Here is a 14,429-nt window from a genome sequence, read left to right on the forward strand (position 1 = left end):
TGGTTGACGTTCTCGGTGAGGTCCCGCCAGGTGCCGCTGACGCCCTTGACCTGGGCCTGACCGCCCAGCTTGCCCTCGGTGCCCACCTCGCGGGCCACCCGGGTCACCTCGTCGGCGAACGACGACAGCTGATCCACCATCGTGTTCACCGTCGACTTCAGCTCCAGGATCTCGCCCCGGGCATCCACCGTGATCTTCTGCGACAGGTCGCCCCGCGCCACCGCCGTGGTGACCGAGGCGATGTTCCGCACCTGGCTGGTCAGGTTCGACGCCATCGAGTTCACGTTGTCGGTCAGATCCCGCCACGTGCCGCTGACGCCCTTGACCTGCGCCTGACCGCCCAGCTTGCCCTCGGTGCCCACCTCACGGGCCACCCGGGTCACCTCGTCGGCGAACGACGACAACTGGTCCACCATCGTGTTCACCGTCGACTTCAGCTCCAGGATCTCGCCCCGGGCATCCACCGTGATCTTCTGGCTCAGGTCACCCTTGGCGACGGCCGTGGAGACCTGGGAGATGTTGCGGACCTGGCTGGTCAGGTTCCCGGCGAGCTGGTTGACGTTCTCGGTGAGGTCGCGCCAGGTGCCGGAGACGCCGCGCACCTGGGCCTGACCGCCCAGCTTGCCCTCGGTACCCACCTCACGGGCCACCCGGGTCACCTCGTCGGCGAACGACGACAACTGGTCCACCATCGTGTTGACGGTGTCCTTGAGTTCCAGGATCTCGCCCTGCGCGGCCACGGTGATCTTCTGCGACAGGTCACCCCGGGCCACGGCCGTGGAGACCTGGGCGATGTTGCGGACCTGGGCGGTCAGGTTCGACGCCATCGAGTTGACGCTGTCGGTCAGGTCCTTCCAGGTGCCCGCGACGCCCGGCACCTCCGCCTGACCGCCCAGCTTGCCCTCGGTACCCACCTCACGGGCCACCCGCGTCACCTGCTCGGCGAAGAGGCGCAGCGTGTCGGTGAGCGAGTTCATCGTGTCGGCCAGCTCGGCGACCTCGCCGCGCGCGCTGACGGTGATCTTCTGCGAGAGGTCACCCTTGGCCACCGCGGTCGCCACCTGGGAGATCGACCGGACCTGACCGGTCAGGTTCGACGCCATGGTGTTCACCGAGTCGGTGAGGTCCTTCCAGGTGCCGGCGACGCCGCGGACGTCGGCCTGGCCGCCCAGCTTGCCCTCGGTGCCCACCTCCCGGGCCACCCGGGTCACCTCGTTGGAGAACGACGAGAGCTGGTCGACCATGGTGTTGACCGTGCGACCGATCCGCAGGTACTCACCCCGCAGCGGGCGGCCGTCGATCTCCAGCGCCATGTGCTGGGTGAGGTCACCGTCGGCGACCGCCACGATGACCCGGGCGATCTCGGTGGTGGGTCGACCCAGGTCGTCGATCAGCGAGTTGACCGCCCGCTGCCCCTGCGCCCAGGAGCCGTCCAGCCCTTCCTCGTCCAGCCGCTCGGTCAGCCGGCCGTCGCGGCCCACGACCCGACTGATCCGGCGCAGATCCAGGTGCTGCCGCTCCTGGAGCGACACCACGTCGTTGAAGGCGTCCGCCACCTCACCGGCCGCGCCCGATCGCCGGGGCAACCGCACCTTGAGATCACCGCCACGGACCCGCCGTAGCGCCTCCGCCAGCTCGGTGAGGACCGCCTCGTGGTCGGCGGCGGAGGTCTCCGCGGTCACCGACTGTTTCGCCGTGGTCATCATTCCTCGCTCACCTCGGGGTACACCGGCTCCCACCGGCCACCCCATCATTGTCCCCGTGACCTCGAAAACGCCACGGCACGGCACCGTCCGACGGCAAAGACCCGGTGGTGATCGGCTTGGCACTTCAGGGGTGTCGGTGGAGGATACGAGGGTGTCAGCGGAGGCGGGGCCCGCGGCGAAGACGGGCCCAGACGAGCATGCGCGGCGCGTCCGGCTGCCCGCCGACCGCCGTACACCGGCCGCAGCGCGCGCGGTCGTCCGGTCCGTGCTCGCGGAGGCGGACCTGGACGAACTGCTCAACGAGGCACTTCTGTTGACCACCGAGCTGTCCACCAACGCGGTCGAGCACGCCCGCACCGAACTGGACATCGAGGTCACCGCCGACCAGGCGGGGCTGACCGTGACGGTCTCCGACTTCGCCGCCGGCCCGGTCGACGAGCTGACCGTCGGCGTACGCAACCAGGCGACCGACATCGCCGAGGTCGCCGAACGGGGGCGTGGGCTGCTGCTGGTCGACCACTTCGCCAGCCGCTGGGGCACCACCTACCTGCGCACCGGCAAGGGGGTGTGGTTCCGGCTGGACCGGTCCGACCGCAAGGGCAAGGGACCGGCCACACCCGCGCCACCGGCGAGCGCCGCCCAACCGGACAGCGCCGGACAGACCGCCGTGCCCAGCCCCGGTGCGATGAACGCGCTGATGCAGACCACCCCCGACCCGTACGCCGAGGATCCGCTGCCGGACTTCGCCGCCGGCCTGCTGACCCGGGTGGCGGAGATGGTCGGCGCCGCCGGTGGGGTGGTCCGGCTGGACCGCGGCGACGGTCAGGGCGCCCAGGTCCTCGCCCGGTACGGCCGCCAGCCCCGGGCCGGTAACGACCTGCTCCGGGTGCCGCTGGCCGTGCACCGCCCGTACGCCGGTGAGCTGGAACTGGACGCCGCGCCCACCGCGTACGCCCAGCCGTTGGCGGTGCTGACCGCCGAGCGGCTCTCGCTGCACCTGGAGAACGACCGGCTGCGCCGCGCGGACGTACGCCGGCAGGCCTGGCTGACCTTCCTCGCCGAGGCCAGCGAGCTGCTCGCCCAGTCGCTGGACGTGGAACTGACCATGGCGCTCATCCCGCAGCTGGTGGTGCCCCGGCTCGGCCAGTGGTGCGCGGTGCACACCACCGACGAGTGGGGCCGGCTCCGGCTCGCGGCGGCCAGCCACGCCGACGAGTCGATGCTGCCGCAGCTGCACGCCACGCTCCGCGAGGCCGGCCCTGATTCCATCCTGGCTCGGCTGCGTGAGGCCAGCCGCAACGGCACCCGGACCCCGCTCGGCGCGCCGATGGAGGGCTTCGCCGTACCGCTGATCGCCCGAGGGCAGCGCCTCGGCACCCTGGCCGTCGGACGGCACCAGCGGCACCGGCAGGATCCGGACGAGATCGCGGTGCTGGAGGACGTGGCCCGACGGGCCGCCCTCGCCATCGAGAACGCCCGCATCCATGCCGAGCGCCGCCGGGTGGCCCAGACCCTGCAACAGTCGTTACTGCCGCCGGTCCTGCCGGTGGTGGAGGGCATCGGCTTCGCCGCCGAGTACGTGCCGACCGGCGGAGACGTCGACGTCGGCGGCGACTTCTACGACGTGGTGCCGCTGCCGGACGGGCGCTGGCTGGTGGTGATCGGCGACGTCTCCGGCAAGGGAGTACAGGCGGCGGCGGTCACCGGGCTGGTCCGGGACGTCATCCGGGTGCTGGCCGGCGACGGCAAGCCGCTGCCCGAGGTGCTGGCCCGGCTCAACCAGACGCTCGTGGATCGGGGTGCCGGCCGCTACTGCACGCTGGCGTTGGCGGCGGTCGGGCCGGGTGAGGGCGACCGGCTCGACGTCGGGCTGCACCTGGCTGGGCACGACCGGCCGGTGCTGCTGCGATCCAGCGGCGGACCGGCCGCCTTCGTCGGCACCGGTGGTACCGCACTCGGGCTGCTCGACACGATCGCCTCCCCCACCGCGCAGCTCGCCCTCGCCCCGGGCGACTGCCTGGTCTTCTACACCGACGGGGTGACCGAGCGTCGCCGGGGCCGGGAGCTGTTCGGCACGGGGCGGCTGCGCGACGCGGCCGCGCCGCTGGCCGGTTACTCGGCGGACGTGGTGGCGGCACGGTTACGCTCCACCGCGATCAACTTCTCGGTCGAGGAGCCCCGCGACGACATCGCCATCCTCGTCCTCCGCAACGACGCGCTGCCGGATTAGCACGCGCCGGCCAAGGATCTCGACACCGCCACCGTTCCGTGACACCGCATCAGAGACCGCCGGGGAGACGGCCGGGGGCGAGGCGGTGGGTCGGGTCCAGGTGCTGCTTGACGGCGCGTAGCTGGGCCAGGTCGGCCCGCTCGCCCCACAGGTCGACGGTGTGGCGGACGGCCGGCGGGGCGGCGAGCACCACGCACCGGCCCTGTCGGGCGAGCAGCACGCCACGCACCGCGGCCAGGATCGACGCGACCCGGCTCGGGGCCATCGCCCCGGGCAGGGCGGCGTGCACCACGCCGAGCCCGGCCGAGCCGCGTACCGGCACCGGCCCACCGGCCGCGTCGCGCAGGGCGTAGACGGCGGCGTGCAGATCGGTCATCGGCACCTCCAGTCGCAAGGCCGTGTCGCCAGGGGCGAAGGGGTAGCTGCGCCACCACGGTGGCGCCGTCCGGTCGACCACCGTGCTGGCGCCGAAGAGACCGATCAACCGGTCGGTGCGCTCCGCCACCTCCGCGGGACCGCCCTCCAGGAGCACCACCAGCGAGCCGGTGCCCGCCGGGCCGGTCGACGCGCGCCCGGTCATCGACGGGTGCAGTGCCATCGACTCGGCACGGCGGTCCCGTCGTGGGCGACAGCCGGTGCTGACCGGCAGGTCGAGCTCGATCGCGGCCGGGTCGAGCCGGGCGGCGAGCACCGCCTGGATCAGGTCGTGCACCTCCAGTGGGGTCCACACCGGCCGGGTCACCCAGACCCGGGCGGCCGGCACCGCCTGCACCCGCAGCGTCGCGCTGACCAGCACGCCGAGTGCTCCCTCCGAGCCGCACAGCAGTCGCGCCTCGGCCAGCCCGGCCGCCCCACCGCCCGCCTCGGCCAGCTCACCGTCGGCGGCCAGGTAGCGCAGGCCGACGAGCTGGTCGCAGGCGGTGCCGTGCCGGTGACGCAATGGACCGGCCTCGTCGGCCGCCAGCACCCCGCCGAGCGTGGCGCCGGGTGAGGGAGCGTCCAACGCGAGCCGCCGGCCGGTGCGCTCCAGGGTGGCCTGTACCGCACGCAGCGGCGTACCGGCGCCGATCACGGCCGTGCCCCGGTCCGGCGGCTGGTGGCCGATGCCGGCCAGTCTCCCGGTGTCGAGCATGATGTCGACCCGTTCGGGTGGCGCACCCCAGTCGATCTTGGTGCCGGCCCCTCGGGGCACCACGCTCAGGTCGTGCCGGGCGGCCAGCCGCAGCACCTGCGCAGCGGCGTGCGGACCACCGGGCACCGCCACCCAGCGGGCCGTGCTCCCGGCCACCTCGTCGGCGGGGCCGGCGCGACGCGCGAAGCGCGGACCGCAGATCTCGCTCAGTCGGCGGGTGATGTCGCGAACACCGGACGTACCGGCGGAAGGGGGTGGCGCCATGCCGGCGATCGTACATGTGTTCGAACGATCGGAGGTGGAATTGCACCGCGCCACATGTCGCTACGGCCGGTAACGTGGCGCCGTGACCACCGAGACCCCCGTTCCCGCGGCCAGGCGGGTGCCGACCGAACGCGTCCACCACGGCGACACCGTCGTCGACGAGTACGCCTGGCTCGCCACCAAGGACGATCCGGAAACGATCAACTATCTGAACGCCGAGAACGCCTGGACCGAGGCCCGGACGGCGCACCTGTCCGGGCTGCGTACGACATTGTTCGAGGAGATCCGGCGGCGTACCCAGGAGACCGACCTGTCCGTGCCGACCCGCAAGGGCCAGCACTGGTACTACACCCGCACCGTCGAGGGCCAGCAGTACGGCGTGCACTGCCGTCGGGCGGTCCGCCCCGACGAGACCACCCCGCCGATCAGCACCGATGGTGCCCCGCTCGACGGGGAGCAGATCCTGCTGGACGGCAACGAGTTGGCCAAGGGGCACGACTTCTTCTCGCTCGGCGCCTTCGACGTCAGCCCCGACGGGCGCTACCTGGCGTACTCCACCGACTACTCCGGTGACGAGCGGTTCACCCTGCGGGTCAAGGACCTCAGCACCGGTGAGCTGCTGCCCGACGAGATCCCTGGCACCTTCTACGGCACCGCGTGGTCCGGCGACGCCTCGGTGCTGTTCTACGTGACCGTGGACGAGGCGTGGCGACCCAACCGGGTCTGGCGACACGTCATCGGCACCGCCGCCACCGAGGACGTGGTGGTGCACACCGAGGACGACGAGCGGTTCTGGGTCGGTGTCGAGCTGACCCGCTCGGAGCGGTTCGTCCTCATCGACATCGCCAGCAAGCTCACCAGCGAGGTACGGGTGATCCCGGCCGGCAACCCGACGGGCGAGCCGGCGGTGATCGCACCCCGCCGACAGGGGGTCGAGTACTCGGTGGAACACCACGGCCACCGGTTCCTGATCCTGCACAACGACGACGCCGAGGATTTCGCCCTCGCGTACACCTCGGCCGACGCCCCGGGCGACTGGGTGCCGCTGATCGAGCACTCCCCGGGCACCCGGCTGGAGTCGGTCGACGCCTTCGCCGACCACCTGGTCGTCACGGTACGCAGCAACGGCCTGACCGGGCTGCGGGTGCTGCCCGTGGGCGGCGGTGACGCCCACGACATCGAGTTCCCGGAGCCGCTGCACACCGTCGGTCTGGACGCCAATCCGGAGTACCGCACCGGCCGGCTGCGGCTGCGCTACACCTCGCTCGTCACGCCCGACTCGGTGTACGACTACGACCTGGTCACCCGGGAGATGACGCTGCTGCGCCGACGGCCGGTGCTGCCCGGGCCGGACGGTCAGGTGTACCGGCCGGAGGACTACGAGCAGCAGCGCGACTGGGCACTCGCCGACGACGGCACCAAGGTGCCGATCTCCCTGGTGTACCGGCGGGGCACCCCCCGGGACGGATCGGCACCCTGCGTCATCTACGGCTACGGCTCGTACGAGGCGAGCATGGACCCGTGGTTCTCGGTCGGCCGGCTGTCCCTGCTGGACCGTGGGGTGATCTTCGCGGTGGCGCACATCCGGGGCGGTGGCGAGCTGGGCCGCCGGTGGTACGACCACGGCAAGATGCTCGCCAAGAAGAACACCTTCACCGACTTCGTGGCCTGCGCCCGGCACCTGGCCAAGGCGGGCTGGACGGCGCCGGACCGGCTGGTCGCCCGGGGTGGCTCGGCCGGCGGGCTGCTGATGGGCGCGGTGGCCAACCTGGCGCCGGACGCCTTCGCCGGCATCGTCGCGCAGGTGCCGTTCGTGGACGCGCTCAACACGATCCTGGACCCGTCGCTGCCACTGACCGTCACCGAGTGGGAGGAGTGGGGCAACCCGCTCGCCGACCCCGAGGTGTACGCGTACATGAAGTCGTACACCCCGTACGAGAACGTCGCCGCTCTGGACTACCCGGCGATCCTGGCGATGACCAGCCTCAACGACACGCGGGTGCTCTACCACGAGCCGGCAAAGTGGATCGCGCGGCTGCGGGCGGTCGCGCCGCAGGGTGACTACCTGCTCAAAACCGAGATGGAGGCGGGTCACGGCGGGCCGAGCGGGCGCTACGACGCCTGGCGGGAGGAGGCGTTCATAAACGCCTGGACCCTGGACCGCTTCGGCCGCGCCTGACCGTCGACCGGCCTGGTGTCTCAGTGACGCGGCCGCGTCGCCGGGGCATCAGGCCGGGCCTCCCGCTCCGCTTCGGGACGAGGGCTGAGCCCGCTGCCGATCACGACCGTCCAGAGCAGAAACGGCAGCACGGCCACCCGTTCCAGCCCACCGACGCCGAAGCCGAGATCCACCTGCCCGAGGAAGAGCAGCGTCCCGGCCGCCCCGGTCAGGCCGAGCAGGAGGTTGACCCGACGGGCCGGGCCGAGCGCCGCCGACCGCTGTGGCAGCGCCGCGAGCAGCAGCGCTCCGTTGCCCGCACCGAACACCAGCAGCGCGGCCAGGAAGTGCCGATTCTCGTCCACATCCGCCGGGTAGACGCCGGCCAACACGTATCCACCGGCACCTGCCAGCGCGGCGAGTTGCACGGCCCGTACCGCCGCACCATGGCCGAGCATCGACCAACTGAGCAGCAGACCGGCGATGATCAGGAACCCGGTCGCGATCATCGTGCCGTTCATCAGCGGATGCCACGGCGAGCAGACCGGACGCGGCCGGCTGCTGTCCCAGAGGCCGCAGGTGACGTTCCCGAGGTCACTGATGTGGTGGGTACGCCAGTCGTACGGCGGCTGCCGCCATCCCCGTGCGGTCACCGCGATCCCGGCGGCGAACAGCGGCGCGGCGAGCAGCAGGGCGTAGGAACCCAGACGGTGCACAGGCATGCGTCCACCTCAGTCGATGCCGTGGTGCTGACGCACTACCGCTGCGCCGAGGAACGAGGTAGTGCTGGCCATACCCGGGAGACGGTGTCCAGCGGGCTGGGTCCGCCCTGGTCGGATCACTAGCGTCGGCGGCATGACATCAGCCGCACCGACCCATCTCGCCGAGGCCCTGCGGCAGCGCCGTTACCCGCTGACCGGCTGGCCGTGGCGTGCCCTGGCGTACCTGTTCACAAGCGTGCCGCTGGCCGGCGTACTCTCACTCGGGCTGCTTGTCCTGCTGGCACCGCTTGTCGCCGCCACCAACGCGGCGCGGCAGGGCCGGCCCGTGTCGCTGGCGCTCACCGTCTTCCTGACCGTCGGCGCACTGATCATCGTGGCGCTGGCGCCGCTGCTCAGCGTGCCGGTGGCGGCGTTCGAACGCTACCGGCTCGGCCTGGTCGACAATCGGCACCTACCGGCGGTGCCCTGGCGTGGTCTCACCGCCCGCTACACCACCGGCACCGCCTGGCGGGAGGCTGCCTACCTGTTCGTCCTCGGCGGCCTGGTCCCGGCCGTGTACTGGCTGTTCACCATGCTGGTGCTGCTGGACGCCGTGCTGATCGTCAGCCCTTTCCTGATCGCCGGCGGTGACCAGGTGGTGCTGCTCTGGGCCACGCCGGACACGGCTGTCGAGGCGATCCCGCACGCGATCGTCGGGGTGCTGCTCGTCCCGGCCCTGTGGTACGCGGCCGGGGCGCTCGCCGTGGCGCAGGGCACCGTCGCGCGGTGGCTGCTCCGGGGCGCTCCGGACGGCCTCGCGCTGCGCGAGGTGACCCGGTCGCGTGCCCGGTTGGTCGACGCGTACGAGGCGGAGCGCCGACGCATCGAACGTGACCTGCACGACGGCGCGCACCCCCGGCTGACAAGTCTCAGCCTCCAGCTCGGCCTGGCCCGGCTGGACGTTCCGGAGGACTCGCCGGCCGCCCGGCCGCTCGCCGTGGCGCACGAGCAGGCGAAGGGACTGATGGTCCTGCTCCGGCAGATCGTCCAGGGCATCCGTCCGCAGAGCCTCACCGACCTGGGGTTGGCCGGTGCGGTCCGGGAACTCGCCGACGAGGCGACAATCCCCGTCGAGGTGCACGCCGACCTGCGCCGCGCGGTGCCCGAGACGGTCGAGACCACCGCGTACTTCGTGGTGTCGGAGGCGCTCGGCAACGTCGCCCGACATGCCGAGGCGACCCGGGCCGAGGTCCGGCTCACCGACGCCGACACCGGGCTGGTGGTCGAGATCCGGGACGACGGGCGGGGCGGCGCGGATCCCGCTCGGGGCAGCGGATTGACCGGGCTCGCCGACCGGGTGGCCGCCGCCGAGGGCCGCCTGCTGCTGGCCAGCCCGCCGGGTGGCCCCACTGTCGTCCGGGTGGAGCTACCGTGCAAGGCGTGACCCGGGTCGTGCTCGCCGAGGACGAGGTGCTGCTGCGCGAGGGCCTGGTGGCCCTGCTCGCCCGCTTCGGCTTCGACGTGCTCGACGCCGTCGGTACCGCCCCCGCGCTCGTGGACGCCGTCCGGGCGCACCGGCCGGACCTGGTGGTGACCGACATCCGGATGCCGCCCCGGCACCGCGACGACGGGCTACGCGCGGCAGTGGAGCTGCGCGCCGAGCAACCCGGCCTGGCCGTGGTGGTGTTGAGTCAGCACGTGCAGCCGGAGTACGCCTCGGCGCTGCTTGCCAGCGCCGACGGCCGGCGGGTCGGCTACCTGCTCAAGGACCGGGTCGCCGAGGTGACCGAGTTCGTCGACAACCTGCGTACCGTCGTCGGCGGCGGCACTGTTGTCGATCCGGACGTGGTCCGCCGGTTGCTGCACCGGCCCCGGGACCCGCTCGCCGCCCTCTCCGCCCGCGAGCGGGAGGTGCTCGTGCTTGTCGCCGAGGGGCGGTCCAACGCGGCGATCGCCGGCCGCCTGCACGTCACCGAGGCAGCGGTCGGCAAGCACATCGGCAACATCCTGGCCAAGCTCGGCCTGCCACCGGACGACGGCACCAACCGCCGGGTGCTGGCGACGCTCACCTACCTGCGGGCCGACGCCACCTGGTCCGCCAAGCCTGTCTGAGGAGGCTCGCCCGTGGCGAACCGAGTCGCTCAGGTGGCGCGTAGCTCCTCCACCGCCGTGGTGGACCGCAGGAAGAGCACGCCCAGCCCGACCACGACCAGCACCGCGACGATCGCGCCGGCACCCTGCAACGCCAGTTGCTCAAGCGGTACGTCCGGCCGGCGAGCGCCCGGGCTGAGGTCGCCGCTGAGCAGTCGGCCGATGGCGTACCCGACGCCGAGCGCCATCAGCACGGCGGGCACCACCGGGGCCAGCACCTGCCAGACGATCGAGGTGCCGATGGTGGCCCGGGGCACGCCGGTCGCCACCAGGGCGGCGTACGTCCGGCGGCGGGAGACGATCCCCTCCACCAGCGTGACGAGCAGGCCGGCGGCGGCGATGGCCACCGCCGCGGCCACGGCGAGGTCGACCAGATCCATGGTGTTCAGGTAGAAGGAGTCGTGGAAGGCCTCGCCACCGAAGCCGGCCAGCCGGTTCTGCTCCTGTTCCAGCTCCGCCCTGAGCTGGAACGAGGCTCGGAAGGCCGCCGCGCCGCCAGCAATGATCAAGGCGGCCAGCAGGGCGGCGAAGGTGCGGCTGCTGGCCCAGGGGTCGTCGGTCAGCCGACGGGCCGCCAGCAGCGCGGCCGGACGCCTGGCGAAGCGGTGCAGCACCTTCCCGGCCAGGTGGGAGATCCAGCCGACCCCGAAGATCACCCCCATCACCGCGCCGAAGATGCCGAGCATGACGACCAGGGCGAGCCATTCGAGGGCGGCACCCCGCAGGGCCCACTGGATCGGTTCGACCATCGCCGCCGCCAGCACGCCGAGCCCGATCAGCAGCGCCGGCCACGGCCGAGGTGACCCGGTGCGGCCGGCCCGGCGGACCACCCCGAGCGGCGTGGTGGCGACCCGACGGAGCAGGACGGCGGTGGCCGCCGCCGCGAGCACCGGAAGCCCGAGCACCATGATCGCCATCGCCGGCACCGGCGGCAGCACGTCGGTGGGCAGGGCCAACTGGCCGTCGGCGTCCGGACGGTGCAGCACCTCCCGCCCGCCGAGATAGGCGGCCAGGCCGACCACCGTACCGACCAGGCCGGCGAGCCCGGTCTCCAGCATCGCGACCCGGGTCACCTGGCCGGGGGTCGCACCGGCCAGCCGCAACGCGGCGAGCCGTCGGTCCCGCGACGGCGCGCCCAGTCGGGCGCTCTGACCGGCCAGGGCCAGGATCGGGATGGTCAGCAGCACCAGCGCGAACGCCGTCCCGCCGCGCAGCCCCGGCTCGCGCAGCAGCGCGTTGACGTACTGCTCGGACTGCTGCCGCGCGTCACCCGGCGGTTTCTCGATGGCCAGCACCGTCAGGGCCGCGAGCCCGGCGAGGGTGGCCAGCAGGGCGCTCAACGCGGTCAACGCCACCCGGGCCGCGTCGGTGCGGTTGCCGGCGAGGGCCAGCCTGGTCAGGGTCGCGAGGCTCACCGGGAACCGCCGGCGAGCGGCGCGTCGAGGCCCAGGCCGGTGTGGTCGATCACGCCGTCGCGCAGGACGACCTCACGATCGGCGTACGCGGCGATCCGTGGCTCGTGGGTGACCAGGACGACGCTTGTGTGCTGCTCCCGGGCCAGCCGGACCAGTTGGGTCAGCACCTGCTCCCCGGCGAGGGTGTCCAGCGCGCCGGTCGGCTCGTCGGCGAAGAGCACCCGTGGTTCGGTGACCAGTGCCCGGGCGGTGGCGCAGCGCTGTTGCTGACCGCCGGACATCTCGCCGGGACGCACGTCGGCGCACTCTGCCACACTCAGCCGCTCCAACCAGGTCAGCGCCGCCGTCCGTGCCGCTCGCCGCCCCGTGCCGGCGAGCAACAACGGAAGGGCGACGTTCTCCGCCGCGGTCAGCTCGGGGACGAGCTGACCGAACTGGAACAACACCCCGAATTCGGTACGCCGCAGCCGGGAGCGGGCCGCCTCGGACCAGGTGTCCAGCCGGTGCCCACGCCAGCTCACCTCGCCCGCGTCGGGCCGCAGGATGCCGGCGAGGCAGTGCAGCAGGGTGGACTTGCCGCAGCCGCTCGGCCCGGTCACCGCGACTATCTCCCCCTCGTCGACGTCGAGGGTGATGCCCCGCAGCGCGGGTGTGGGTCCGTACGACTTCACCAGACCGCGAGCCTGAAGTTGCGTCACGAGTGCACCTCCCGGTGCCAGTCGGCGACCCGGTCGAGGGTGGTGTGCAACCACCGCAGGTCGGCGTCGAGATGGGCGATGGCGTAGTCGGCCGCCACGATGTCGTCGACAGTGGCCGACGGGGCCGTCTTCAGTGCGGTCAGCTCGCGCAACCGCTCGGTGTGCGCGCGCCGCTGCGCGACGAGGTAGGCCCGCGCCCGGTCCACGTCGGCCACCAGCAGCGCCACCACGACCTTCGCGAACAGCGGACTGTTCACGTACGGCATCGGTGGCTCGACGCTGCTCAGCCACTGGTCCAGCGTGGCCCGCCCCTGCTCGGTCAGCGTGTACGCCGTCCGATCCGGGCCGGCGAGACGCTCCGGCCCGGTCGAGGCCACCAAACCGTCCCGCAGCAGCCGCCCCAGCGTGGCGTAGACCTGCCCGAACGCCAACGGGCGGGCCTGCGGCAGCCGGGTGTCGTGGGCCCGCTTCAGGTCGTACCCGTGCATGGTGCCGGTGGCGAGCAGCCCCAGCAGCAGGTGCGGTGTGGACACCAGACCACTATTCACTCAGTGAATAGTGGCGTCAAGTCTCTGGCCTAGCGCGGTGTCCAGGCCGGGTCGCGGCCGGTCAGGCCGAGCAGCCGGGGCAACTCCGACAGGGTGCCGTCGACCGGCACCGCCTCGCCGAACACACCCATCTGCCGGGCGGTCGGAGCGAGCTGAGCGGCCAACTCGTGCAGCGCGGGCAGCGCCTCGGGCGCCGGCTCGTACGGCTGACCGGTGGCGACCGCGAGATCCCAGCCGTGCACGGTCAGGTCGAGCAGCGCCATCGCACCCACCACCGGCTGCGGCATGCCCATTCCCGGCGAGACACCCTCCTCGCTGGCCGGGTCCGACCACGCCTCGACCAACCGGCCGGTCTCGGTCTCGAACCGGTCCCGCCAGCCGTCGGTGAGATGGTCAGGCTTGTCGGCCCAGGTCACCGGCGAACGCCCGGCGAGCGCCTGGAAGTTGACCACCACCTCGTACAGGTGGTTCAGCAGGTCACGGACCTGATAGTCCTGGCAGGGCGTAGGCAGGTCGAGCTGATCATCGCTGATCTGCCGGACCACCGCCACGGTTCGCGGCGCGGCAGCCGCCAGCAGGTCGCTAGTCTGAGTGGCCATAGGGCCAGCGTATGAGGGCGGTCTTGAACAAATGCGACAGCCGCGCGGCGACAGCCGCGGCATCCTCGACCCGGCCGGGTTGAAGCGGCGGGTACGGTTCCGACGGCGCCTGCCCGCGGTTCCGCTACGCCACTGGGTGGAGCACTACTGGCTGATCGACTGGGACCTCAGCGAACCGTTCGAGCAGCGGATCGTCCCGCATCCGGCGGTCAACCTGGTGTTCCAGCGCGACGGTGACGGCCCGGAGCGCGCGGAGGTGGCCGGCGTCGGCCAGGAACTTTTCTCGGTCACCCTGACCGGTTCCGGGCGGGTCAGCGGCGTGCAGTTCCGGCCCGGCGGCTTCCATCCGTTCTGGCGGCGGTCGGTCGCCGAGCTGACCGGCCGACGGCAGCCGCTCCCCGGTGCCGCACCCGATCACGTGGTCTGCGCCGGTACGGACACCGAACGTTGCCAGGCGCTGGACGCACTGCTGACCGGCTGGGCACCCCGAGCAGATCCCGTCAACGACGAGGTGATGCGCCTGGTCGAGACGATCCGAACCGACCGGAACGTACGCCGGGTCGACGAGTTCGCCCGCGAGCACGGCGTCTCCGTCCGCCGGTTGCAGCGGCTCTTCCTCACCCACGTCGGGGTCGGTCCCAAGTGGGTGATCCGCCGCTACCGGCTGCACGAGGCGATCGAGCGGGCGGCGGACGGGCCGCTCGACTGGGCCGGGCTCGCCGCCGAACTCGGCTACAGCGATCAGGCTCACCTGGTACGCGACTTCACCGCGACGACCGGCGTCTCCCCCGCCGCGTACGCCCAGAGTCGGGGTTAGGAAGGGGCCG

General features: G+C 72.5%; 12 protein-coding genes. 5 read left to right on the forward strand and 7 right to left on the reverse strand.

From position 1 onward, the window contains the following. Positions 1-1,703: HAMP domain-containing protein (locus KBX50_RS20540; protein WP_374224682.1), on the reverse strand; the 1,703-nt coding region annotated here is incomplete at its 3' end. Positions 1,704-1,857: 154 nt separating this feature from the next. Between KBX50_RS20540 and KBX50_RS20545 the strand changes: the two genes are divergently transcribed. After that, positions 1,858-3,936 (forward strand): SpoIIE family protein phosphatase, encoded by a 2,079-nt coding sequence (locus tag KBX50_RS20545; protein ID WP_210938934.1) that lies wholly within the window; start codon positions 1,858-1,860, stop codon positions 3,934-3,936. A gap of 49 nt (positions 3,937-3,985) precedes the next feature. On the opposite strand, the gene KBX50_RS20550 is transcribed toward KBX50_RS20545, so the two are convergent. After that, entirely contained in the window at positions 3,986-5,332 is a 1,347-nt protein-coding gene (locus KBX50_RS20550) for an FAD-binding oxidoreductase (RefSeq protein ID WP_210938936.1), read from the reverse strand. An 82-nt stretch (positions 5,333-5,414) separates the two neighbouring features. Between KBX50_RS20550 and KBX50_RS20555 the strand changes: the two genes are divergently transcribed. Then, complete coding sequence (locus KBX50_RS20555; protein WP_210938938.1) at positions 5,415-7,511, forward strand: S9 family peptidase; 2,097 nt, start codon at positions 5,415-5,417, stop codon at positions 7,509-7,511. A 20-nt stretch (positions 7,512-7,531) separates the two neighbouring features. Here KBX50_RS20555 and KBX50_RS20560 read toward each other — a convergent pair whose 3' ends face one another. Continuing rightward, entirely contained in the window at positions 7,532-8,212 is a 681-nt protein-coding gene (locus tag KBX50_RS20560; protein WP_210938940.1) for a DUF998 domain-containing protein, read from the reverse strand. Between the two features lie 133 nt (positions 8,213-8,345). Between KBX50_RS20560 and KBX50_RS20565 the strand changes: the two genes are divergently transcribed. Together KBX50_RS20565 and KBX50_RS20570 are read left to right on the forward strand one after the other, a co-directional pair. Beyond that, positions 8,346-9,635, forward strand: coding sequence for a histidine kinase (locus tag KBX50_RS20565; protein ID WP_210938942.1), 1,290 nt, complete (start codon positions 8,346-8,348; stop codon positions 9,633-9,635). Next, a complete protein-coding gene (locus KBX50_RS20570) occupies positions 9,623-10,303 on the forward strand; it encodes a response regulator transcription factor (RefSeq protein WP_210938944.1) in 681 nt (226 codons plus the stop codon). The genes KBX50_RS20565 and KBX50_RS20570 overlap by 13 nt, the downstream gene beginning before the upstream one ends. 29 nt (positions 10,304-10,332) lie before the next feature. On the opposite strand, the gene KBX50_RS20575 is transcribed toward KBX50_RS20570, so the two are convergent. Genes KBX50_RS20575 through KBX50_RS20590 form a run of 4 tightly spaced genes read right to left on the reverse strand, consistent with a single transcriptional unit; the run spans position 10,333 to position 13,602 of the window. Continuing rightward, positions 10,333-11,757 (reverse strand): FtsX-like permease family protein, encoded by a 1,425-nt coding sequence (locus KBX50_RS20575; protein ID WP_210938946.1) that lies wholly within the window; start codon positions 11,755-11,757, stop codon positions 10,333-10,335. Then, a complete protein-coding gene (locus tag KBX50_RS20580; RefSeq protein WP_210938948.1) occupies positions 11,754-12,455 on the reverse strand; it encodes an ABC transporter ATP-binding protein in 702 nt (233 codons plus the stop codon). Before KBX50_RS20580 ends, KBX50_RS20575 begins: the two co-directional genes overlap by 4 nt. Then, positions 12,452-12,988, reverse strand: a complete 537-nt coding sequence (locus KBX50_RS20585; RefSeq protein WP_210938950.1) for a PadR family transcriptional regulator — start codon at positions 12,986-12,988, stop codon at positions 12,452-12,454. Before KBX50_RS20585 ends, KBX50_RS20580 begins: the two co-directional genes overlap by 4 nt. Before the next feature lie 44 nt (positions 12,989-13,032). After that, a complete protein-coding gene (locus KBX50_RS20590; RefSeq protein WP_210938951.1) occupies positions 13,033-13,602 on the reverse strand; it encodes a TIGR03086 family metal-binding protein in 570 nt (189 codons plus the stop codon). A 31-nt stretch (positions 13,603-13,633) separates the two neighbouring features. Between KBX50_RS20590 and KBX50_RS20595 the strand changes: the two genes are divergently transcribed. Then, positions 13,634-14,419: an AraC family transcriptional regulator gene (locus KBX50_RS20595; protein ID WP_210938953.1), complete on the forward strand. Its 786-nt coding sequence runs from the start codon at positions 13,634-13,636 to the stop codon at positions 14,417-14,419. The last annotated feature ends 10 nt before the right edge of the window (positions 14,420-14,429 follow it).

The organism is Micromonospora sp. C51, assembly GCF_018070435.1.
In the GTDB taxonomy this organism is placed as follows: Bacteria; Actinomycetota; Actinomycetes; order Mycobacteriales; family Micromonosporaceae; genus Micromonospora; species Micromonospora sediminimaris.

What these genes read in the sequence shown, in the direction of transcription:
- KBX50_RS20550 (WP_210938936.1), bottom strand. Translation starts at nt 5,332, where the DNA reads ATGGCGCCACCCCCTTCCGCCGGTACGTCCGGTGTTCGCGACATCACC.
- KBX50_RS20595 (WP_210938953.1), top strand. Translation starts at nt 13,634, where the DNA reads ATGCGACAGCCGCGCGGCGACAGCCGCGGCATCCTCGACCCGGCCGGG.
- KBX50_RS20565 (WP_210938942.1), top strand. Translation starts at nt 8,346, where the DNA reads ATGACATCAGCCGCACCGACCCATCTCGCCGAGGCCCTGCGGCAGCGC.
- KBX50_RS20590 (WP_210938951.1), bottom strand. Translation starts at nt 13,602, where the DNA reads ATGGCCACTCAGACTAGCGACCTGCTGGCGGCTGCCGCGCCGCGAACC.
- KBX50_RS20560 (WP_210938940.1), bottom strand. Translation starts at nt 8,212, where the DNA reads ATGCCTGTGCACCGTCTGGGTTCCTACGCCCTGCTGCTCGCCGCGCCG.